The organism is Meiothermus taiwanensis WR-220 (assembly GCF_003568585.1).
In the GTDB taxonomy this organism is placed as follows: domain Bacteria; phylum Deinococcota; class Deinococci; order Deinococcales; family Thermaceae; genus Meiothermus; species Meiothermus taiwanensis.
Genome location: NZ_CP021130.1, coordinates 1812006 through 1834480 on the forward strand (window position 1 = coordinate 1812006; position 22475 = coordinate 1834480).

The 22475-nt window shown below is 63.6% G+C and carries 18 protein-coding genes, 1 tRNA gene and 1 pseudogene; 8 read left to right on the forward strand and 12 right to left on the reverse strand.

Features of this window, described 5'->3' with window-relative positions:
• Positions 1-209: 209 nt before the first annotated feature.
• The 6 genes from MTAI_RS08990 (at position 210) to MTAI_RS09015 (ending at position 3526) form a co-directional block, all read left to right on the forward strand.
• Positions 210-1409, forward strand: coding sequence for an MFS transporter (locus MTAI_RS08990; protein WP_027887755.1), 1200 nt, complete (start codon positions 210-212; stop codon positions 1407-1409).
• A 62-nt stretch (positions 1410-1471) separates the two neighbouring features.
• The gene (locus MTAI_RS08995) at positions 1472-1786 is read left to right on the forward strand and encodes a YbaB/EbfC family nucleoid-associated protein (RefSeq protein ID WP_027887756.1); all 315 of its coding nucleotides are present in this window, start codon (positions 1472-1474) and stop codon (positions 1784-1786) included.
• A gap of 50 nt (positions 1787-1836) precedes the next feature.
• The gene (gene recR, locus MTAI_RS09000) at positions 1837-2424 is read left to right on the forward strand and encodes a recombination mediator RecR (RefSeq protein WP_027887757.1); all 588 of its coding nucleotides are present in this window, start codon (positions 1837-1839) and stop codon (positions 2422-2424) included.
• Between the two features lie 115 nt (positions 2425-2539).
• On the forward strand, positions 2540-2872 hold the full coding sequence (locus tag MTAI_RS09005; RefSeq protein WP_027887758.1) for a roadblock/LC7 domain-containing protein: 333 nt from the start codon (positions 2540-2542) through the stop codon (positions 2870-2872).
• 10 nt (positions 2873-2882) lie between these two features.
• Positions 2883-3236: a roadblock/LC7 domain-containing protein gene (locus MTAI_RS09010; RefSeq protein ID WP_027887759.1), complete on the forward strand. Its 354-nt coding sequence runs from the start codon at positions 2883-2885 to the stop codon at positions 3234-3236.
• Positions 3233-3526: a DUF3467 domain-containing protein gene (locus MTAI_RS09015; RefSeq protein WP_013013432.1), complete on the forward strand. Its 294-nt coding sequence runs from the start codon at positions 3233-3235 to the stop codon at positions 3524-3526. Before MTAI_RS09010 ends, MTAI_RS09015 begins: the two co-directional genes overlap by 4 nt.
• A gap of 197 nt (positions 3527-3723) precedes the next feature.
• Here MTAI_RS09015 and MTAI_RS09020 read toward each other — a convergent pair whose 3' ends face one another.
• The 10 genes from MTAI_RS09020 to lnt form a co-directional block, all read right to left on the reverse strand.
• Positions 3724-5574: a S9 family peptidase gene (locus MTAI_RS09020; protein WP_027887760.1), complete on the reverse strand. Its 1851-nt coding sequence runs from the start codon at positions 5572-5574 to the stop codon at positions 3724-3726.
• 54 nt (positions 5575-5628) lie between these two features.
• The gene (locus MTAI_RS09025; RefSeq protein WP_027887761.1) at positions 5629-6828 is read right to left on the reverse strand and encodes a hypothetical protein; all 1200 of its coding nucleotides are present in this window, start codon (positions 6826-6828) and stop codon (positions 5629-5631) included.
• A 114-nt stretch (positions 6829-6942) separates the two neighbouring features.
• A complete protein-coding gene (locus tag MTAI_RS09030; protein ID WP_036196958.1) occupies positions 6943-7953 on the reverse strand; it encodes an ABC transporter ATP-binding protein in 1011 nt (336 codons plus the stop codon).
• A complete protein-coding gene (locus tag MTAI_RS09035) occupies positions 7950-8978 on the reverse strand; it encodes an ABC transporter ATP-binding protein (RefSeq protein WP_027887763.1) in 1029 nt (342 codons plus the stop codon). Before MTAI_RS09035 ends, MTAI_RS09030 begins: the two co-directional genes overlap by 4 nt.
• A gap of 72 nt (positions 8979-9050) precedes the next feature.
• Positions 9051-10622, reverse strand: coding sequence for an ABC transporter permease (locus MTAI_RS09040; protein ID WP_027887764.1), 1572 nt, complete (start codon positions 10620-10622; stop codon positions 9051-9053).
• 9 nt (positions 10623-10631) lie between these two features.
• Positions 10632-11828, reverse strand: coding sequence for an ABC transporter permease (locus tag MTAI_RS09045; RefSeq protein ID WP_027887765.1), 1197 nt, complete (start codon positions 11826-11828; stop codon positions 10632-10634).
• Positions 11829-11883: 55 nt separating this feature from the next.
• Positions 11884-13617: an ABC transporter substrate-binding protein gene (locus MTAI_RS09050; protein ID WP_187388532.1), complete on the reverse strand. Its 1734-nt coding sequence runs from the start codon at positions 13615-13617 to the stop codon at positions 11884-11886.
• 347 nt (positions 13618-13964) lie between these two features.
• Positions 13965-14192 carry a preprotein translocase subunit SecG gene (gene secG / locus MTAI_RS09055; protein ID WP_013013424.1) on the reverse strand — a complete coding sequence of 76 codons (228 nt, stop codon included), beginning with the start codon at positions 14190-14192 and terminating at the stop codon, positions 13965-13967.
• Positions 14193-14220: 28 nt separating this feature from the next.
• A tRNA-Leu gene (locus tag MTAI_RS09060) sits at positions 14221-14306 on the reverse strand.
• Between the two features lie 35 nt (positions 14307-14341).
• Positions 14342-15703 carry an apolipoprotein N-acyltransferase gene (gene lnt / locus MTAI_RS09065; RefSeq protein ID WP_241476973.1) on the reverse strand — a complete coding sequence of 454 codons (1362 nt, stop codon included), beginning with the start codon at positions 15701-15703 and terminating at the stop codon, positions 14342-14344.
• Positions 15704-15826: 123 nt separating this feature from the next.
• On the opposite strand from lnt, the gene MTAI_RS09070 reads away from it, so the two are divergent.
• Complete coding sequence (locus MTAI_RS09070; RefSeq protein ID WP_013013422.1) at positions 15827-16537, forward strand: metallophosphoesterase family protein; 711 nt, start codon at positions 15827-15829, stop codon at positions 16535-16537.
• 3 nt (positions 16538-16540) lie between these two features.
• Here the strand turns inward: MTAI_RS09070 and queG are convergent, their stop codons facing one another.
• On the reverse strand, positions 16541-17638 hold the full coding sequence (gene queG / locus MTAI_RS09075) for a tRNA epoxyqueuosine(34) reductase QueG (protein WP_013013421.1): 1098 nt from the start codon (positions 17636-17638) through the stop codon (positions 16541-16543).
• Positions 17639-17725: 87 nt separating this feature from the next.
• Here queG and metH point away from each other — a divergent pair.
• Positions 17726-21372: pseudogene (gene metH / locus MTAI_RS09080) on the forward strand (methionine synthase).
• Here the strand turns inward: metH and MTAI_RS09085 are convergent.
• Positions 21362-22468, reverse strand: a complete 1107-nt coding sequence (locus tag MTAI_RS09085) for a 5-(carboxyamino)imidazole ribonucleotide synthase (RefSeq protein WP_036196959.1) — start codon at positions 22466-22468, stop codon at positions 21362-21364. The pseudogene metH and the gene MTAI_RS09085 overlap by 11 nt on opposite strands.
• Between the last annotated feature and the right edge of the window lie 7 nt (positions 22469-22475).

Genomic DNA, 22475 nt, shown 5'->3' on the forward strand with positions numbered 1-22475 from the left:
CCTCGCTACGCTCGGCAAAGAAGGCGTATCCCGTCGGTTGGGTTGGTTCGCTGCCTTCCAGCGCCGAACCAACCGAATCTGGTATCAGTACCCAGAAACCACAGACCATACTGCTGGAACACGTACGAAACGCATGGGTCAGCACCGCCTGCGAATCAATCCAGTCTAACTTTACCACTTGTTCTTGACGCATTATTATAAATCCACCTATGTGGAATGCATTACAGTACCCGGCATTCAGATGGCTTTTTCTTTCCACTTTGTTTTCGCTGGCTGGAAGCAAAATTCACCGCATCGCCCTGCTGTTTGTAGCCTACCAGGAAACCCAGAACGCGGTCTGGGTCTCGCTCATACTGGGGGCCCAGTTCCTGGCCAGCGCTGTGCTGGGCCCGCTGATGGGGCCTCTGGTCGACCGCTACGACCGGCGCAGCCTCATGGTGATTTCCAATCTGGCTCGAGCCGCCCTGGTCGCATGCATTCCCCTATTTGCCATCAACTCAATGCCAGCGTTGATGGTGATTTCCTTTTTGCTGGCCGCTTTCGAGTCCATCTACTACTCCTCCAGCAACAGCGTTATTCCCGAGATGGTGCCCGAGTCGGCGCTCGATAGCGCCAACGGGCTGATGATGTTCGTACAGCGCTTCTCCGAGATCGCCTTCGTGGCTCTGGCAGGTGTGCTGGTGGCCGGTGTGGGCCCCGCACCGGCCTTCTGGATCAACACCGCCTCGCACCTGCTGGCCGCGGGGTTGCTGGCCCTGCTGCCCTCCCTGGCAGGCAAGGCCGGCAGGGGCAATTATTTCCAGGCCGTGGCCGAGGGTCTGCGCCCGCTGTGGCAAAACCCCATTCTCAGTCGAGCCATCGGCACGCTGGCCCTGGCCGCTGTGTTTGGCTCGGTAGAGGGCGCCCTGGGCATTGTGTATGCAGCGGAGGCCCTGAAGATTGGTGTGCAGGGCTTTGGCGTCCTCGAGGCCTTGATGGCCGCTGGGGCTGTGCTGGGGCTGTGGGCAACCATGCCGCTGATTAAGCGCTGGACGCGGGAAGTGGTGTTTGTTAGAAGCCTGGCCCTGTGGGGGCTTGCCTTTGCTTCACTGGGCCTCTTCCCCAACACCATCTGGGCTGGTGTGGTCATGGTGCTGATGGGTCTGCTCAACACCATGTTCATTATTCCGGCCCGCTCGATAATCCAGCTCGCAGCCCCCCCCGAGCTGCGCGGGCGCATCATGGCCGCTTTTGGCGCTACCATGCAGAGCGCTGTGCTGATGGGCACGCTGCTGGCCGGACTGCTGGAGCCGCGCCTGGGGGTACTGACCGTCCTGTGGCTATCAGGCTTTACGGTATTTTTGGTGGTCTTTACCGTGATGCTGCGGGGAGGAATCCCCCAACTGAAGGCCGGGCCGCAGCCCAGCTAACCACCCAGCTACACCAAGACCTCTTTAGATGCGATAATGGGGAGGTTGTTTGGAGGAGTTAGATGAACATACAGAAACTCATGAAGGAGGCCCAAAAAGCCCAGAGGAAAGCCGCAGAGGTTCAGGAGCGCCTGGGTCAGATGACGGTGGTGGGCAGCGCAGGCGGAGGCCTGGTAGAGGTGACCTCCAACGGTCACGGCCAGATTCAAGCCGTCAAGCTAAAACCTGAAGCCATCGATAAAGATGACCTCGAGGCCCTCGAGGATCTCCTCCTGGTAGCCATTCAGGACGCCCAGAAAAAAGCCCACGACCTTTCAGAAAAAGAGATGAGCCGCGAGCTGGGCGGGATCGGCAGCATGCTCGGCAACATGTTCTAAGATTGCCCCAGCCCGCGCCAGCGCCGGCTGGTTTTCAACGGCAGACGCCTATGCGCTACCCCGAAAGACTCCTCAAGCTCGTTCGCGCCCTGGCAGGTCTGCCGGGGGTGGGGCCTAAGAGTGCACAAAAACTGGGCCTATACCTGGTGCAAAACCCCGATGCGTCCGCAGAGCTTCTGAGCAGCCTGCAGGCCGCACAGGCCCTGCACCCTTGCCCGGTCTGCGGCAACCTGGCCGAAGACGAATTGTGTCCGATCTGCGCCGACCCCGAGCGAGACAGGACGACCATCTGTGTGGTTGAGACCATCTCGGATCTGATGGCCATCGAGCGTAGCGGGGAGTACAGCGGCCTCTATCATGTGCTGGGGGGCGCGCTCAACCCCCTGGAGGGGATCGGGCCCGAGCAACTTTACCTGGAAAAGCTCTTTGCCCGGCTCGAGGGGGTCAACGAAGTGATCCTCGCCACCGGCATGACCGTCGAGGGCGAGGCCACCGCAGGCTATCTGGCCGAACGCCTGAGCCAGCACAACATCCGCCCAACCCGGCTGGCCTATGGCCTCCCGGTAGGGGGCAGCCTCGAGTACGCCGACGAGGTAACCCTGGCCCGGGCACTGGAAAACCGCCGGGGCTATCTATAGCGCTGGACAGGCCCCTTTTCGTGCGTAACGTCCAGGTGTGCAATTGCGCAGAAGCCCGGCTGGGACTATGTTAGGCTAGGTGCCGTATGGTCTGGAATGATAGCGGGGGGCTGGCATGAAAATGCTCGAGAGCCTGGTACCGCTGGGCGCGCGCCAGGCTGTTCTGGTAAGCCAGGACGGTCTGGTGATCGAAAGTGTTGGCAAGAACACACCGGAGCCCGAACTGCTGGCCGCCGAGCTGGCAACCCTGGCCAGGGCCAGCCGTGTCCTGGCCCAAAGCCTGGGCGGCGAACTTCGGCGCTTCACCATCGCTACCGAACACCGCGAGGTGCTGGTGGTGGTTTTCAACGGTTACTGCCTCGGCGCCATCGTCGAGCGGGGCGCCGACCGCAAAAACATCGGTGCCGAGCTATCACGCCTGGCCGTGCGTTTATCGCAAACAATTTAGGGGTCAACCTATGATTCAGGAATTAATCGGAGAGCTCCAGGCCACCAAGGGGGTTGTGGCCTCGGCATTGGTCGCCGAGGATGGCTTTGTAGTGGAGAGCCTGCGTGCCGAACAGGCTCCGGACATCGACTTCCTCGGCAGTGCGGCCTCCACCGCGCTGGCCTCTGCCCGCGCTCTAGCGCAGGAGCTCGAGCGCGGCGAGGTGGAGGAAGTCATGGTAGAGTACCCTGAGGGGCCAGTGCTGCTGGTTCCGCTCGAGGGTGGATACCTGCTGGTCGTGCTGATAGACTCCATGCAAAGCCTGGGTCGGGTGCGCTTCCAGCTCAAGAAAAGTATTCCACGCCTCCAGGAGGCTTTATCGTGAGTGAAGTTTCACAGGTACCCGAGCTGCGCGTAGACATTGATCGCGAAACCGCCCTTGGCAAGTACGCCAACTTTGCCATCTTCTCCCATCAGAAAAACGAGTTCTACCTCGACTTTGCCCTGATGCAGCCCGGCGGACAGCCCAACCAGGTGGTAGCAGTGGTGACCAGCCGGATCATCACCAGCCCCCAGCACGCCAAGGCCCTGCTGCGCAGCCTGGCCGAAAACATCCAGCGCTACGAGGAGACCTACGGGGTCATCCCCGAGGCCATGGATACCTCTAAAGCCTGATAGCACAGGGCTTGGAAGGCGGGCTTGCCCGCCTTTTTCTTTTTGGGCAGGTCGGCGGGCGCTCCGCTCGATTATGCCAGGTTGCGCATTGGCGAAAGCCTTTGGGCCTAAGGTGATACCAGGTTCGGTTCGCACTAGGATTCAAAAAGATAGCCTCTGGAGACTATCTTTTTGAATCCGGTATGAGACGCTCTGCTTCACAGATGCTTCTTAAACCACTCCAGGTAAGCCTCCAGCCGGGCTATGCGGCGGTCGGGCCGCCCGGAGCGGCTCAGTTCGTGCCCCTCCTCGGGAACCCTGAAGAACCGGGTGGGCACACCCCTTTGCAGAAGCACGGTGTACCAGGTTTCGCCCTGGTCTATGGGGCAGCGGTGGTCCTGCTCAGAGTGCACCACCAGGGTGGGCGTCCTGACCTGGTGAGCCAGCGACAAGGGGCTCTTCTGCCAGAGCACCTCGGGGTTTTCCCAGGGCCTGGCCCCTAGCTGCAGGTAGGTGAAGCGCGGCCCAATATCGGCGGCGCCATAAAAGCTCGTCCAGTTGCAGATGCTGCGGTCGGTAACCGCGGCCCGGAAGCGCTCGGGGTGGCGGGCGGTGAGCCAGTTGGTCATGTAACCCCCATACGACCCCCCGGCCACCGCAACACGGTTAGAGTCCAGGGGAAACTGGCCCAGCACGTGGTCTAAAAAGCCCAGCAGATCCTGCTCGTCAATATCCCCCCAGCGCCGGCCCAGGTCGGTGTAGTCCTGCCCATAGCCGGTGGAGCCCCGGGGGTTGCAGTAGGCCACTGCAAATCCGGCGGCACGGAAGAGCTGGAGCTGGAGCATCAGCGCGTTGCCGAAGGCCGTGTGGGGGCCACCATGGATGTACAAAATCACCGGATGGGGGCCGTCGCCTTCCGGAAGCAGCACCCAGCCCTGCACGGTATGGCCTTCCGGGGCCTTGTAGCGCACCTCGAGGGGGGTGGGCAGGCCGGGCAGCGCATCGGCGTTGGGGTCATAAAGTACCCCACCCTCGCCGGTGAGGCGGGCCCCGTGCGTATGGTCTTCCGAAAGAGTGTAGAGCTTGTGGTCGCAGAAGGCAAAGCCCAGGATGTTGAGTGCGGCCGGACTCACCCACTCGGTCTGGCCCTCGAGCGTCACCGCCAGCAGGCGGGCCGACCCCTCCTGGGTGACCACCACATAAATCCGTCCATCGGGCCCTACCCTGGGGGTCTGGGTTCCCGCGCCGATGCGCATATCCGAGTTGACCGAGTTCAAAAAAGAACCCTGGGCCAGCACACGCACCTGTCCATCCGCGCTGCGGTAGTGGAGCTTGTGTTCCGTGCCACCCCCCCGCTCCCAGGCGTGGGCCAGGTAGACCAGGCCGCCGTCGGGGGTGGGTTCCAGGCCGACGATGGGCCCCACGCCCCCAAACAGTTCTTTGATCTGGCCGTCCAAACCCACGTGGTAGGCCCGCTGGATCCAGCCCCAGCGCTCCTGCGGCGTGCTCGAGGCCGTAAAATACAGCCCCTTGCCCGCCGGATCCCACACCACTTCTTCCACGTCCTGGGTCAGCTTGACCAGGGGTTTGGTTTCCCCATTTTCCCACAGCCAGAGCTCCCTGGGCTGCCCCGGCAGCAGACCCCTGCCGTCGAACTTAAAGGGCCAGGTCTCGTAGACGCGGGGCGCATCGGGTTTGGGCGGCTCGTACTCCCCCCGGGTCAGCAAAGCAATCCGGCGGCCATCCGGGCTTACCTTGTAACCCTCGATGCCGGCTTTGAGCTGGGTCACCTGTTCGGCCTCGCCGCCCGATAAGGGCAGGCGAAAAAGCTGGCTGGCCTTGTCCACCTTGCGGGTGAAGTAGATGTACTCGCCACGCCAGAAGGGGGCTTTGGCCTCGCCCTGGGTCAGAAGGCGCAATTCGCCGTCCCAGGTAGCCAGGCGGCTCTGGTAGCGGGGCGGGTCTTTTTCGGGCCGCTCGATGTCGGTGTAGACGAAAAGCGGCTTACCCGCGGGGCCTTCGGTCAGGTCGGATAGAAAACGGAGTTGATAGAGCAGGTCGGTTGTCACCCCCCTACTTTACCTGACCCGCGGGTCAGTGCGAAGTGCATACCCTGAGATCAGCTAACGCTGTGGCAGGGTGAGGGTGTAGGCATATGAGCGGCTCTGGCCTGGGGCCAGGGTAAAGCGGAGGCGGTAGCCCTCGGGGGTGCGCTCGAGGCCCTCCCCTTCCAGCGTGAAGGGTTGTGGCATCGTCTCCTGGATCTCGACCTCCACCGGATAGGGCTTGGGGTTGCGCAGGCTGGTGGTCACGCGGAAGCGGTTGCGGGCCTGTTGTTCCACCTGCCGGGTGGCCCGGCCCTCGGGATCGGGGCCCAGCACCAAGGTCACGTTGTCGCCCTTGGCGGTGTCGCCCATACCGGCCTGCCCCACGAACACCCCCTGCGCGCGGATGCTCACCACCCCGGCGGCCAGGTTTTCTGGCGCCACGAAGCGGAAACCCCGCACGAAAGCCAGCTCCCGCTCGGTGCTAAAGCCCGTTTGCAAACGCCACAAATACACCGGCTCCACCCTGGCCCGGATAAAGGGCAGCTCGGTCTGGCCGGGCTCGAGCGTCACCGCCCCTGGCAGGCGGTAGCGGTAGGTGCCGGCGGCCTCCCCCACAAACTCTGCTTCTGTAGCGTCGGCCTGTAGCATCCGGGCCTCGGGGCGGGGGGCCGGTACGTCCAGCAAGGGCACGCTCCCCGCCACCAGCTCGGTGCGGCCCAGCTGCAAGGGGCGGCCCAGCCCGTTGGTCAGGGTGGCCCAGCCGGTGAGTTCGCCATCCTCGAGGGTGTAGCGCAGGCTCCAGGTGAGGGCTCGAGTCAGGTAAGCCAGCGCAGCCGCCCCTGCCCCCTGGTAGCGGAAGGTAACCCTGGGGCCCGGCACCGCGCTAAACCCGCTGGGGTCGGGGTAGGCCACCACACCGGGCAGCCCCACCAGGTAGCGGCCCTCGTACAGGTACAGATTCCGCTCCGCGCTCACCAGGGTGGCCCTGCGCCACTGGCCCTCCCAGAAAAACTGCACCTCCTTGCCCACATAAGCCAGTAGAGGGTTGGGCTGGGCCGCCACCTGCACACGCCGCGACAGCTCAGTCACCCCAATCAGGCGCAGGGTGCCCGGCACCAGGCTCTGAAACAGGGCCTCGCCGGGCTCCCAAACCCACTCGTTTTGAGGTAAGTTTTGCGGCTGCCTAAGCTCGGCAAAGCCCCGGTAAATAACCGCTTCCTGGGCCTCTACCGCGCCCAGCAACACCATTGCCCATAACAACAGCTGTTTTCGCATGGGCTCAGTAAATCATCCCCCCTACCTGCCAGGATGAGAGAAGGCTCATTGCGCGTTGAGCTGATCCCCAAACAAAAAAGCGCCCTATACGGGCGCTCTTCTCAGCGGCTGAGGTTAGCTCAGGCCGGGAATGTCGTCGCGGATGCAGGCCTTGAAGTGGCCGGGGGCCACTTCTTTAAGCTCCGGCACGGTGTAGGCACACTCGGCGATGGCGTAGCGGCAGCGGGTGCGGAAGACGCAGCCCGAGGGAGGGTTGATGGGGCTGGGGATATCACCCTGCAGCACGATACGCTCACGTTTGACGGTGGGATCGGGGGTGGGAATGGCCGAGAGCAAAGCCTCGGTGTAGGGGTGGCGCGGCTTGAGGTAGAGGTCGCGGGAGGGGGCCAGCTCCATGATCTTGCCCAGGTACATCACCGCCACCCGGTCGGAGATGTACTCCACCACCGCCAGGTCGTGCGCGATGAACAGGATGGTCAGGCCGAGCTGCTCCTTGAGGTCTTGCAGCAGGTTGACCACCTGGGCCTGAATGGAGACGTCCAGCGCCGAGACCGGCTCATCGGCCACGATGAACTCGGGGCGCACCGCCAGGGCCCGGGCGATACCGATGCGCTGCCGCTGCCCGCCGGAGAACTCGTGGGGGTAGCGCCGCATGTGGTCGGGGTTGAGGCCCACCAGCTCTAAAAGCTCGGCCACGCGCTCGTTGCGGGCCTGGGCCGAGCCTTCCAGGTTGTGGATCACCAGCGGCTCGGCGATGATGTCCCCCACGGTCATGCGCGGGTTAAGCGAGGCGAAGGGATCCTGGAAGATGATCTGCATCTTGCGCCGGTAGGCCCGTAGCTGGTTTTTGGGCAGATGGGTGATCTCCTGCCCGTCGAAGTAGATGCTGCCGTCGGTGGGTTCAATCAGGCGCAGGATGGTGCGGCCCACGGTGGTCTTGCCCGAGCCGGACTCCCCTACCAGCCCCACCACCTCGCCTTTCTTGACCGCAAAGCTCACGTCGTTGACGGCTTTTACGTTCGCGACCACTCGAGACAGAATTCCGCCCCGGATGGGGAACCATTTTTTGAGGTTTTTGACCTCGACCAGGTTGGCCGTGGTGGTTTCAGGGGTAGCCACGCTCATGCTCCCACCGCCTCGCCTTTTTGAATCTCAGCCCAGCGCACGCAGCGCACCATATGTCCGTCCCCGGCATCCTGCAGCACGGGAATATCGGTATCGCACAACCCCGGTTTGAAGAACTTGCAGCGCGGGTGGAAGGCGCAGCCCGGGGGCAGGTTGAGGGGGTTGGGTACGTTGCCCGGGATGGCCTCGAGGCGCTGTTGGTGCGCAGAGGCCAGGTCGAGCCGGGGCACCGAGTTCAAAAGGCCCATGGTGTAAGGGTGCAGGGGCTTTTTGAAGGTGGGCACCACATCGGCTTCCTCGACCGCACGGCCCGCGTACATCACCACCACCCGGTCGGCCATCTCGGCCACCACGCCCAGGTTGTGGGTGATGAACAGGATGCTCATGCCGATCTCTTCCTGGAGCTTTTTCATGAGCTCGAGGATCTGGGCCTGGATGGTCACGTCCAGGGCCGTGGTCGGCTCGTCGGCGATGAGGAGCGAGGGGTTGCAGGACAGCGCCATGGCGATCATCACCCGCTGGCGCATCCCCCCCGACATCTGGTGGGGGTAGTTGGCCAGGCGCTTTTTGGGTTCGGGGATGCCCACCAGGTCGAGCATCTCGGCGGCCTGCTCGAGGGCCTCCTTCTTGCTTTTACCCTGGTGCAGCACGATGGCCTCGGCGATCTGGTCGCCCACGGTGTAAACCGGGTTGAGGCTGGTCATGGGCTCCTGGAAGATCATGGCGATGTCGTTGCCACGAATCTTGCGCATGGCGGCCTCGTCTTCTTTGGCCAGGTCGCGCACCTTGCCATCTTTGCCCCGGAAGAGCATCTGCCCGCCCACAATCTTGCCCGGTGGGTTGGGAATCAGGCGCATCATGGCCAGGCTCGTGACCGATTTGCCCGAGCCCGACTCCCCTACCACCGCCAGGGTCTCGCCTTTGTCAATGTGAAAGGACACCCCGTCCACGGCCTTGACCACGCCATCGTCGGTAAAGAAGTGAACCTTGAGGTCTTTTACATCCACCAGCCGTTTCTCGTCCATTCCAACTCCTAAACACTGCAAGCGCAGATTGCGCCATTATATCGCCAACTGGGTTGGCTTGGGGGCCTCGAGCTACACCTTGGTGCGGGGATCCAGGGCATCGCGCAGGCCATCGCCCAAAAAGTTATAGGCCAGCACCGCCAGCAGGATAAACAACCCCGGTATGAGAAGCCAGGGCCGCTCGGTAAAGGCGGTGATGCCGGTGGCCTGGGCCTTGGAGAGCATCAACCCCCAGGAGGTCGCGGGCTCCTGGATGCCCAGCCCCAGGAAGGAGAGGCCCGACTCGCCCAGGATGAAGCCGGGAATGGCCAGGGTAACCGCCACGATCAGATAGGTGTAGGTGCCCGGCAGCACGTGCCGGATGATGACACGGGCATCACCGGCCCCCAGGGCCTGCGCGGCCTGGGCAAACTCCATCTCGCGCAGCTGCAGCACCTGGCTGCGGATGATGCGGGCCAGCCCACCCCAGTTCACAAAGGAGAGAATCGTCACCACCAGCACGAAGCGCACCGCCGGCGGCACTTCCATGGGAATCAGCACCGAGAGGATAATCAGCAAGAAGAGGTCGGGGATGGCCGCCAGCACCTCGACGGTGCGCATGATGATGGTATCCAGGTCGAGCTCGATGCGGGGCCAGAGCAGAACGTAGCCGATTGCCCCGAGCAAAACCGCACCAATCAGGCCTGCAATGATGGCCTCGAGGCCGCGGCTGCTCTGCCAGAAACCCCAGACCGTAATCCAGAGCAACCAGGCGATGCCCGCCCAGGCCGAAAGCCAGAGCAAAGCCCTGGCCAGGTGGCTTTTCCAGACCAAGGCGTACAGAATTACCCCAAGCAACACCAATCCGACCACCAGGCCCAGCGCACCCAAAGCCAGCGTGCTAACCCGCTGAAGGTCGGGGCGGATGAAGTTCTGGTAACCATACCCCATGGCAAACAGCAGGGCAGCTATGAGCACCAGCCCCAAAGCTGCCATCAGATGGGTGTACCAGGGGCTGCCCCGGATAAAGGCCCAGAACTGTGGGTTTAGGATCCCGATGCTGAAGGTAACCGGACGGCCGGCGTAGTAGCCGGAGATACTGCCCATGAAGATACCGATCACAAGGGCCAGGGCCACCGCAAAGATACCGATGGTCAGGCTAATGCGCGCGCCATACCAGATGCGACCCCAGATATCCCGGCCAAAGTCGTCGGTGCCCCACAGGAACAGCTTGGCCTTGTCTTCTAGCAGCCATGGCCCCCCCATCAGGCGCAGGTCGGTAGGGATTAGCCCCAAAAAGCGATAGGGCTCGCCTTTCACGAAAAAGTAAATGGGGTAACGGCCCTTTTCGCAGTCGGTGATGACCTCCACCTTAAAGGTCTCGAGGTTCCGGCGTCGCTCCGAGGCGCAAACGTAAGGTCGGGTGAGTCGTCCGTTCTCGTCGCGCCAGAAAATCCGGGTAGGCGAGGCGAAGGAAAAGTCGCGGAAGCTTTTCTCTTCTGGGTAAGGTGCCAGAAAATCGGCAAACAAAGCCCCCAGGTAAAACACCAGCAGCACCGCCGCCCCCAGGCGGGCCAGGGGGTGCCGCTTGAAGCGAATCCAGGCTTGCTGAAAAAAGCTGCGGTTGGCCTTAGGGGCGGTATTTCTCTGCACTCTTCGTAGCATGCCCTCCCCCTAGCTGTAGCGGATGCGCGGATCTACCCAGGCCAAGAGCAGATCCGAGACCACATTGCCGATCATCAGCAAAACCGTAGTGATGGTAATGAGGCCCATAATCACGTAGATGTCAATGGCCGAGATGGCCTCGAGCAGCGCCGGGGTGATTCCGGGCCAGGCCATGGTCACCTCCACCAGTCCAGCCCCGCCGATCAGACCCGGCAGAAGCCCCCCAATCCCCGCGATAAAGGGAATAACCGCGTTGCGCAAGGCATGCTTATAGATCACCACCCGTTCACTGAGGCCCTTGGCCCGGGCGGTGCGGATGTAGTCCTGCGAGAGCACATCCAGCATCTGGCCCCGCATCACCCGCATCAACCCGGCCAGTCCCGAGGTACCCACCACAATCACCACCGGGAAGGCGTGCCAGAGCACGTTGGTGGCCCTGGCCCACAGAGGAGACTCGGTATAGGGCAGCCGCTCGGGCAAGCCCGGCCCTTGCAGCAAGGGGGCCAGCATTAAAAGGGTGCTCATGCCAAACAGCACCAGCCCCACCCAGATGCCAAAGGTGGCAGCCTGCCCACGCCGGCTGCGCTGCCAGAAGAGCCCGGCAAAAACCAGGGTTCCCAGCAACGCAAAGGGAAAGAGGAGCTGGGCTGCGCGGGTCAGGTTGCCCAGGTGGATAAACTCCGTGGTCATCCCCCCGATCGGCAGGATGCGCATATCGGTCAGGTCGTTGAGCCAGACTGCCAGAAACAGCATGATCAGGCCAAAGAAAAAGTTGGGGATAGCCAGGCCTAGAAAGGCCAGCACCGTAAAAGTGCGATCAGGCCAGGTGTACTTGCGGATGGCCGAGTACACCCCGATGGGAATGGCAATCAGATAGATCATCAGGGTGGCCAGCACCACCAGCACCATTGAGTTGAGGATGCGCTGGCCGATTACGTTCCAGACATCGGTCTTGTAGGAAAGGGATAGTCCCAGATAGCCCTGCAGGATGCCGGAGAGCCATTTGGCGTACTGCACCGGCAGGGGCTGGTCGAGGCCGAGCTGCTGGCGCAGGTTGGCGATGGACTCGCGGTCCTGGGTGGGGTCGAGCTCGAGCCGGGTCACAAAATCGCCCGGGGCAAGCTGAATCACCAAAAAGGCCAGCAGGGTCGCCCCAAAGAAGGTCGGGATGAGCTGGAGCAGCCTTCGTACCACGTAAGCAAACATAGAACCTCAGCATAAAGGCAAGGGGTGGTGGGCCACCCCTTGCCCCAGAAGGTGCCTACTCCTTAGCAAATACGGTCTCGATGTACGGGGCCTGGCCGGTGATGGAGTTGATCTGCTCCTTGGGGAACATCCCACCCAGGCGGGTCAGCCGGGCCGGGTTGTAGGCCGGGGCCACGGTGTAGATGATGGGCAGGTTCTCGGCCACCACCTTCTGGAACTGCACGTAGATCTGGCGGCGCTGGGCCTGGTCGAGGGTGGTGGCCCCGCGCTTCATCAGGGTGTCGATCAGCACCTCGAAGGCCTCCACTTTGGCCGGGTTCTTACCGCCGGCGCCCAGGTTCCACATGTGCAGCGAGCCGTTCAGCTCCCAGACGTTGCGGCTGAAGGCCGGTTCGATACCGCCGGTGAGGCCGATCAGGATGGCGTCGAACTCGCGGGTGCCATCGGCGGCGGGGCTGGTAAGCTGGCGCACCAGCTCATTGAAGTCGATGGGCCGGTACTCCACCTTGACCCCGATCTTGCGGGCCTCGTCGCGGAAGATCTGGGCGATGCGCTCACGCACGTTGTTGCCCTGGTTGGTAACCAGGTTGAACTCCAACACCTTACCCTGGGCGTTCACCAACCAACCGTCGCGGTTCTTGCTGCGGAAGCCCAGCTCGGCCAGGAGTTGAGCGGCTTTTTGCGGGCTGAACTCGTACTTGACCACATCGTCGGTGAAGAAGGCCTTATTGGGGATGGAGATGGGGCTCCACTGGGGCTGCCCCAGACCGCCCAGGGCCACCTCGATCATGGACTTCTTGTCCATCAGGTGGGCCATGGCCCGGCGGAACTTCACCTGGCGGAAGAGGCTTTCCTTGAAGGGGTCTTTGTGGTTCCAGTTGAAGACGATGAAGTTGGTGCCAAGAGTTACGTCGGCGTTGGGGAAAATTTCAGCCCGCAGACGGTTGCCCCGGATGCGCTCCAGCACCTGGGCCACCTGGTCGGCGTTGGCGGCCGCAAAGGTGTCGGCCTCACCCGCCAGGAAGCGGGCGAGCTGGGCGTTGAGGTCGGGCACGACCTGCACGGTGTAGCGCTCGAGGTAGGCCACCGGGTTGTTGCGATCGTCTACCCCCCAGTAGTTAGGGTTGCGCACCAGCACTACCCGCTCGCCCTTTACGTAGCTGTCAAGCTTGAAGGGGCCACCCGAGACCACCTGGGCCGGCGGGGTGTCCAGGTTCCACAGGGCCTGGAGCTGCTGCACCCCCGCACGGTAGGCCGGGCCAAAGATGTGCTCCGGCGCAATGTACCAGCCCTGGATCAGGGCCGGTGCGTAGGGCTTGGGGAAGTCGGCCCGCACGGTGAACTGATCTACTTTGGTCCAGCGGATGGGCTGCCCATCGAGGATGAAGCTGCTGCGGGAGTTGGAGTTGACCCGCTGATCGGCGTGCACGGTTGCGCTGAAGATCACATCGTCAGCGTCGATGGCCTGGCCATCCGACCAGCGGGCCCCTTCACGCAGGCGGAAGATTACGGTCAGGCCGTTGTTGCGAACCTCCCACGACTTAGCCAGGTTGCCCTCAGGGGCCTGGGTGTAGGGGCTGTAGCCGGTAAGGGTAGGCAGGAACAGGCTGATGATATCGGTGGAAGAGGTTTCGCGGGCTACGAAGGGGTTCCAGGTGCGCGGGTCGGAGATCGCGGTGATGCGATAAGCTCCACCGGCACGACCCGGCTCGGTGCCCTTGAATACCTTGGGCTGGGCCAGGGCCAACCCGGCCAGGGCTAGCATTCCTAGGATCAAGAGTTTCTTCATTCTGTGCCTCCTACGATAAACAGTTCACTACCTTCGCTCTCTTTTGAAGAAAGCATCTGAGCGAGATGGACTTGGTACAAAGCTATAAAGCCATCATGCGGCTGTCAAGGCCCCGGGAACCCAATGCGGCCAGAATTACATCCACCAAACGGTGGATGCGTGGGGTCTATGGGTGTGTGGCCTATCAGAAAAAAACGTCCTGAACAGGTAAAGCTCACCCGGCACCCTGGGCCATTGCCCCGAGTGGCCGCGTTGGTTTTAGGTGTATTGAAACGCTCACCAGAACACCGTGCATACACGGCCCCGGTGGCCTCGTCAGACCGTGGGTCTATCGTCGAGTGCGCGCTTTAGCGGGTAAAAAAGCGGAAGGAGAAAGCCAGGGCCACAAAAAGCACCCCCAGCACCACGGTAATCCGATACAGGCCACCGGTAACCCCGCGGGTGCTGAAAAGGTCGGTCGAACCACCGAACATATCCCCAGCGCCCTGCCTGGGCTCCTGGGAAAGCACCAGGTAGACCAGCAACCCGGCTATGGCGATGTAAAAGAAAATTAGAACGTTTTGCAAGAACTCCACTTAGGGCCTCCGCTACAGGGGGATTGGTTGGTGCCGGGAATGGGACTCGAACCCACACGGCTGTTAACCGTCCGATTTTGAGTCGGGTGCGTCTACCAATTCCGCCATCCCGGCACGCTTGCAGCCACCTGGCCTATGGGCCAGCAAGTCTAAACTATAGTGCCTTTTGCTCGGTTTCGCAAGCCGATGCCCAAAAGCCCGGCCAGAACCACCGCCCAGTCTCCAAAGCGCACATAGGGGGTCTGGTGTCGCTGGGCGGCGAAGGCCCCCACCAGGTAGGCTGCTTGCCGCTGGGGTATGCGGGCGGTAACCCGCCCGTAGGGATCGATAATGGCTGTTACCCCATCGTTGCCCGCACGCAGCAGCCAGCGTCCGGTTTCCACAGCCCGCAAGCGGCCCATCTGGAAGTGCTGCAGGCCGCCAAAACTGGGGCCGTACCAGGCGTCGTTGGAGCCCAGTTCCAGAACTTCGGCGCCGGCCAGCACCAGCCTGCGCGTCACCGATGGGAACACCGACTCATAGCAGATGAAGGCCCCATATCGGCCCAGGGGCTGATAGGCCTGGCCAGGGGTACGGCTCTCCAATCCTTGAGGGAAGCCAAAGGCGCGGAAAAAGAAGCTGTACACCGGGTGCAGGGCCCCGCTCCAGGGAAAGTATTCGCCGAAGGGAACCAGGCGGTTTTTATCATAGTAGTGGGTAATCTGACCCTGGTACACCCGCACCACGCGGTTGGTTAGGCCGGTCTCGAGGCCGCTCAGCAGCTCGCGGTCGGCCAGCAAAGCCTCGAGCTCCGGTGCGAAGCCGGAAACGGCTGTTTCCGGCCAAACCACCACAGCAACACCCGGATGAGCCTGCAAGCCTTGGCGGGTGAGCTGTAGGTAGGTGGCCTCGGCTGAGAGGCCCTCGAGCTTCCGCAATGGATTGATGTTGCCCTGTACCAGCAGGGCCTGTTCGTTGCCCTGTGCGGCTGGCAAGGGCATCACCCACAAGCCGACCCAGAAGATGACCAGCCCAAGCAGGCCCAGGGTCGGAAAGGAGAAGACCACCGGGTCGGCCCACAACCGTCGCCAGGCCGCCTGTAGGCCCACCGCCACCCCCAGCACCACCAGCGAGAGCAGGTACACCCCGCCCAGGCTGGCCAGTATCCGTCCTGGGGCCTCGACCAGAGCGTAGCCTATAAAACCCCAAGGGAAAGCCACCTCACCCAGCGAGGTGAGGTATTCCTGCACCACCCAGAGCCCCGCGCGGCGCAGGGGCCGGCCTCGGCTAAGGCCAAAGACCACCCCCCAGAGGGCGGCCTTGATCAGCACCAGGGGCAGGTAGGGCACCGCACCCCAGGGGGTTTCGAACAGCGCCACAAAACTCAGGGGCAGCCAGACCAGGTGTAGGGCCCAGAACCCCAGACCGGCCAGAAAGCCAGCACCAAACCCCCCCCGGCCCAGCAGCCAGGCCAGGGGTAGAGGGGCCAGAATGCCCAAAGGAGCGGGCGGTAGGGCTGCAGCCAAGGCCATGCCGGATAGCAGGGACAACCAGCTCTGCACCACCCAATCATAAGCGGTATTATCTGTAGCGTCGGGATTAACGGTAAAAAATGGTTCGTCCGCAAAGCCCGCTCATGGCAGAATGAGAACAACATGCGACTCGGAATTATTGCCGAAATCCATGCCAATCTACCGGCGCTCGAGGCCGCCCTCGAGGCCTTGCGCAAGGAAGGGGTTGAACAGGTATTGGCGGTTGGAGATATAGTCGGCTACGGGCCCCATCCCCGGCAGGTGATCCGCAGACTCGACCGCGAGGGTATTCCCTGTGTGCCCGGCGCAGCCGACCTGCGGGTGGCCTATGCCCTGCCCGCGCCGCCGCGGGAGGGCATCGCCGAGACCACCATCATCTGGACGCGCGAGCAGCTCGGCCAGCGCGAACTACATTTCCTGCGCAACCTGCGCTCACGCCACCGCTACGACACCCCCGGGGGCCGCCTGATGGCCTTCCACGGCTCGCCGGAAGATCCAGAGAACAAAATTGACCTGAACGAAGCCCATCCCCAGGAAATTTTGAAGATGCTCGAGTCCATCCGTTCGCGCTACGCGGTGGTGGCCGGTAAACACATCCCCTTTCGCCGGGTGGTGCACAGGGGTGTGGTCTTCGATCCGGGCTCGGTGGGCCTGAGCCTGGGGGGTGAGCCGGGGGCCGACGTGCTGATTCTGGAGGACGATATCCACGGCGAGGTGCTCCACCGCTTCTTGAAACTACCCTACGACTACGGCCAGGTGACCTTCGACCTGGCAGCCTGGGAGCTACCCGAGGTGCTGGCAGAAGTGGTGCGGCAGGGGCGGTTTCCTCAGTAATACTCAGCCCTGTCTTTCCAGCAGACCCCGTGCCAATCCCGCCACCTGCAACACCGGGTCGCGGCGCAGCGGCTCAAGCGAAACAAAATCACCCAGCCGGGCCAGGGCTCGAGCGGCGGTGGCCCTTACCAGAGGATTGACGTCCTGGGCGGCCCGGCGCACCAGCGGCAGGTAGTCCGGGTTGCCCAGGTTGGCCAGCACCACCAGCGCGTTGCGGGCCATGCGGGTGCGGCCCGGACGCAGGAACACTGTTCCAGCGTATTTGCGTTCGAAGGCTTTTGAAGAAAGAAAGAAAAAGTCTTCCAGGTTGGGGTAGGCCAGCTCGGGTTCGGGGACAAAATCCTGCCAGAAAGACCTGGCCTTGCGGTTCCAGGGACACACCTCCTGGCAGATATCACAGCCAAACAGCCAGTCGCCAATGCCCGCCCAAAGCTCGCCCGGAATCGGGCCGCGGTGCTCGATGGTCCAGTAGCTGATGCAGCGCCTCGAGTCCAGGGTTCCGTCGCCCAGCAGGGCCTGGGTGGGGCAGTGGGCTACGCAGCGGCTGCACCGTCCGCAGCGGTTGGGGTAGGGCTCCGCGGGGGGGGCCTCGAGCGAGGTGAGGAGCACCGCCAGCGTAAGGTAGGTGCCCTCCCCCATCCGCATCAGCATGGCGTTGCGGCCAATCCAGCCCAGGCCCCCCAGCGCGGCATAGGAACGCTCGGACAGCGGGCCGGTGTCCACGTAGCCCTTGGCCTGCGCCCCCAGGCGCTGGGCCAGGTGCTCGAGGGCTTCCAGGTGGGGTTGCATCAAGCGGTGATAGTCACGCACCCAGGCGTAGCGGGCCACCCGACCCAGGCGGAGACCGCCGGGGGGTTTGGGAGGCGGCGGGTAGGCGTGGGGCGCAGCCAGCACCAGCACGCTGCGGGCCCATGTAAAGCGCTGGGAGGGGTTAAGCCGGGTTTCCAGGTTCCGGGGCAGGTAGGCCATCCCAGCCTGCTTGCCTTCGGCCAGCCAGTCGCGGTAGCGCTGCTGGGTTTCCTGCGGCAAGTCCAGGCCGGCCCAGGCGGTTAAAAAGCCCCGCTCCTGCGCTGCTTGGGTAAGCGCTTCAGCCACCTGCACACGCCAATTGTGTGGGGTTCAACAGGTAAATACAAGCCAGGAAGCCCGCTGCATACATTTGGTATACCGTGCTCTACAATAGCCGTTGTGAGTGTGAGCGCACCGCGTGACTTTTTTGCGGAACAAGGGGTTGAGCCCCTCACGGCCCAGGGCTACGCCCGGGAGGCTCGAGCCCAGGCTTTCCCCTACCTAAAGGCCCTCTCGGAGCGGGTGCTGGTCTACGACGGGGCCATGGGGACGGAGATCTTCAAGTACAACCTAACCGACGCCGACTTTGGCGGAGCACAGTACAACGGCTGCCCGGAAATTCTCAACCGCACCCGCCCCGATGTGATTGCCGCCATTCACCGGAGCTACCTCGAGGCCGGTGCGGATGTGATCGAGACCAACAGCTTCGGCTGCATGCCGCACGTGCTGGTGGAGTATGGCCTCGAGGCCGAGGCCGAGGATCTAGCCTACGCCGCCGCCCAGATCGCCCGCGGTGAAGCCGATAAAAAGTCCGCTGAAAAGCCCCGCTTCGTGGCAGGGTCGCTGGGGCCGGGCACCAAGCTCATCTCGCTGGGGCAGATCGGCTGGAAGGAGATGTTTGAGTCGTACCGCACCGCGGCCCGTGGGCTGATCCGGGGTGGGGTGGATCTGCTGATCATCGAGACCTGCCAGGACGTGCTGCAGGTGCGCTGCGCGGTGCTGGCCAGCCGCCAGGCCATGCAGGATCTGGGACGGGAGGTGCCTTTGCAGGTGCAGGTCACCTTCGAGGCCACCGGCACCCTGCTGGTCGGCAGCGACGACGGGGCGGCCCTGACCGTGCTGGAGAGCCTGCCGGTGGATGTGGTAGGCATCAACTGCGCGGTGGGCCCCGACCTGATGGACACCCACATCCGCCACTTCTGCCAGCACAGCACCCGCTGGGTGGCCTGCCTGCCCAACGCCGGCCTGCCCCGCAACGAGGGGGGCCGGGCCGTCTTCGACCTGACCCCCGCCGAGCTGGCCCGCTGGCAGCTCAAGTTCGTGCGGGAGTACGGCCTGAACGTGGTGGGCGGCTGCTGTGGCACCGGGCCGGAGCACATTCGGGCGCTGGTCGAAGCGCTGGGGGGTTACCACGCCCCACCACTGCGGGGCAGCCAGCAAGGGCAGACCCCTTCCCCGCTGGGCCAGGTGGCCAGCCTCTACCAGAGCGTACCGCTGCGGCAGGATACCGGCATTCTGATCGTGGGGGAGCGCACCAACGCCACGGGCAGCAAGAAGTTCCGCGAGCTGTTGTTTGCGGGCGACTTCGACGGCATGGAGGCCCTGGCCAATGAACAGGTGGCCGAAGGAGCCCACGTACTGGACGTCTCGGTGGCCTGGACCGGGCGCGACGAGGTGCGCGATATGCGCGAGGTGCTCAAGCGCTTTGCTACCAGCGTGCCGATTCCCATCATGGTGGACACCACCCAGCCCGAGGTAATGGAGGAAGCCCTCAAGCACCTGGGCGGGCGGGCCATTCTGAACTCCATCAACCTGGAAGATGGCCTGGAGAAGTTCGACCGGGTGGCCTCGCTGGCCAAGCGCCACGGCGCGGCCCTGGTGGCCCTGACCATTGACGAGGACAAAGAAGCCGGCATGGCCAAAACCGTGGAGCGCAAGGTGGAGATCGCCCTGCGCATGTACGAGCGGCTGACCCAGGTGCACGGCATCGCGGGCGAGTCCATCCTGTTCGACCTGCTCACCTTCCCCATCACCCAGGGCGACGAGGACACCCGCAAGCTGGCCCAGTGGACCATCGAGGGGATACGCAGGGTGCGTGAACTGCTGCCCGAGGTGGGCTTTATTCTGGGCATCTCCAACGTATCCTTTGGCCTCTCGCCCCAGGCCCGGGTGGTCTTGAACTCGGTGTTTCTGGATGAGTGCATCCAGGCCGGCCTGACCGCGGCCATCCTGAACGCCGGGAAGATCCTGCCCATCAACCAGATTCCCCAGGAGCAGTACCAGCTGGCCCTGGATCTGATCTACGACCGGCGGCGGTTTGGGCCCGCTGGCGAGGTGACCCACGACCCGCTTTTTGCTTACGTGGACTACTTCGCCAAAAACAAGGTGGACAGGGCCCAGGCCCGCGACCCGCTGGCCGGGCTCGAGCTCGAGGAGCGCCTCAAGAAGCGCATCATCGAAGGGCGCAAGGTGGGCCTCGAGGCCGACCTGGAACAGGCCCTGGAAAAGTACAGCCCGGTGGAGATCATCAACCAGATCCTGCTGGAGGGCATGAAGGTGGTGGGCGATCTGTTCGGTGCGGGCAAGATGCAGCTGCCCTTCGTGCTGCAAGCCGCCGAGACCATGAAGGCCGCGGTGCGCTACCTCGAGCCCCGCATGGAAAAGCTCGAGGGGGTTCACAAGGGCACCCTGGTGATCGCCACGGTCAAAGGCGATGTACACGACATCGGCAAGAACCTGGTGGACATCATCCTCTCCAACAACGGCTACAAGGTGGTGAACCTGGGCATCAAAAAGCCCATCGAGGAGATTATGGCCGCCGTAGAGGAGCACAAGCCCGACGCGGTGGGGATGAGCGGGCTCCTGGTCAAGAGCACCGTGGTGATGAAGGAAAACCTCGAGTACATGGCGGCCCGGGGGGTGAGCCTGCCGGTGCTGCTGGGGGGGGCCGCGCTCAACCGGCACTACGTGGAAAACGACCTGCGCCGGGTATACACCACCGGCCCGGTTTATTATGCTTCCGATGCCTTCGATGGCCTGCAGCTCATGGAGGAGCTGACCGGCCACGCCCCGCCCCGCCTTACCAGCCGCGAGGTGAGCGGCCACAAGTACAAAACCGCCTATGAAATCTTGCAGGAGAAGCTGATGGCCGGTTCGGAATACATCCCTTCCAACACCCCCCCGCCCCCCGCATCCCTAAGCCGCCCTTCTGGGGCCGGCGGGTGGTGGACAGAAGCGAGCTCGAGATAGGCGTAATTTCGCGCTACGTCAACAAAAACGCCCTCTTCCGCGGGCAGTGGGGCTTCCGCAAGGGCGAGATGAGCCAGGCCGAGTACGAGGCCTACCTCGAGCGGCTGGCCGAGCCCATGTTCGAGGAGATGGTCTTGCAGGCCATGGCCGAAGACTGGCTCGAGCCCGCCGTGGTCTACGGCTACTGGCCGGTGGCCTCGGACAAAAACGAGCTGATCGTCTTCGACCCCGACTCGGGGGCCGAACTTTTCCGCTTCAACTTCCCCCGCCAGATGGGGGCCGGTTCGCGCCACCTGTGCATCGCCGACTTCTTCCGCCCCCGCTACGCCCCTCCCATCGGCTCCGAGCAGGACTGGTTTCCCCCAAAGGCCTGGGCCAACGGGGCGCGCGACGTGCTGGCGGCCCAGGTGGTCACCATGGGCCGCAAGGTCTCGCAGGTGGCCCAGGAGCTATTTAAGTCCGATGCCTACCAGGACTACCTCTACCTGCACGGCTTCTCGGTGGAGATGGCCGAGGCCTTGGCCGAGTACTGGCACAAGCGCATCCGCCAGCAGCTCGACATCGCCCAGGACGACGCCACCAGCCTGGAGGAACTCTTCCGCCAGGGCTACCAGGGCAGCCGCTACAGCTTCGGCTACCCGGCCTGCCCCCGCTTAGAAGACCAGAAGTATCTGCAGGAGCTTTTGCAGTGGCAGGAGATCGGGGTGGAGCTTTCCGAGGAGTACCAGCTGCACCCCGAGCAGTCCACCAGCGCCATTGTGGTGCACCACCCGGCGGCCAAGTATTTCAATCTTTAGTTTCCGCCAGCACCGCCTCGAGCCGCCGTAAATCCGCCTGTAGCACCTCTGGCGTATCGGCCCGCAGGGTGACGTGCCCCACCTTGCGCCCGGGGCGCACCTCCTTGCCGTACCAGTGCAGGTGGGCCCCCGGAATCTCCAGCACCCGCGCAAACTCGGGCCTCTGGCCGATCAGGTTCAGCATGGCCGCCCGGCCGCGGGGGGCGGTGGAGCCCAGCGGCAGGCCCAGGATGGCCCGCAGGTGGTTTTCGAACTGGCTGGTCTCGGCCCCCTCGAGGGTCCAGTGGCCGGAGTTGTGCACCCGCGGGGCCATCTCGTTGGCCCAGAGAACACCCTCCATCTCGAATAGCTCAATGGCCAGAACCCCCACGTAGTCCAGCCGCTCCATCACCCGCCGGGCCAGCTCCTCGGCCTGGTGCTGTAGCCGGGCCGAGGTCGCCGGGGCCGGGGCCAGGCTCTTGCGCAGAATCCCCTTTTCATGGTGGTTTTCCACCAGCGGGTAAAAGGCCACCTGGCCGCGGGTGCTCCGCACCGCCAGAATGGAAAGCTCGCGCTCGAAGGGGACAAAGGCCTCCAGAATCAGGGGCTGCCCCCCCAGCTGCGCCCAGGCCGCCTCGAGGTCGGCGGGTGAACGCAGCAGCCGCTGGCCTTTACCGTCGTAGCCCATCCGCCGGGTTTTGAGCAGCGCCGGCCATCCGGTGCGCTCGAGGCCGTCCAGCAGGTCGTTGTGGGTCTGCACCGGGTAAAACAGGGGGGTGGGGATGCCCAGCCCCTGAAAAAAGGTCTTCTCGGCCAGCCGATCCTGGGCCACCTCCAGCGCCCCGGGCGGGGGGTAGACCGGCAGGCTCTGGGCCAGCCGGGCCACCGCCGCCAGCGGTACGTTCTCAAACTCGTAGGTCAGAAGCGAAAGCCCCTCGGCAAAGCGGGCCAGCGCCTCTTCGTCGGCATAATCGCCCACCACCAGCTCGGCCAGCTGGCCCGCCGGGGCCTCGGGTGCCGTGTCAAAAAACCTGAACCCAAGCCCCAGCGGATACCCCGCCAGGGCCAGCATGCGTCCCAGTTGTCCACCGCCCAGAACCCCAATCTGCACGCCCATAGCCTAC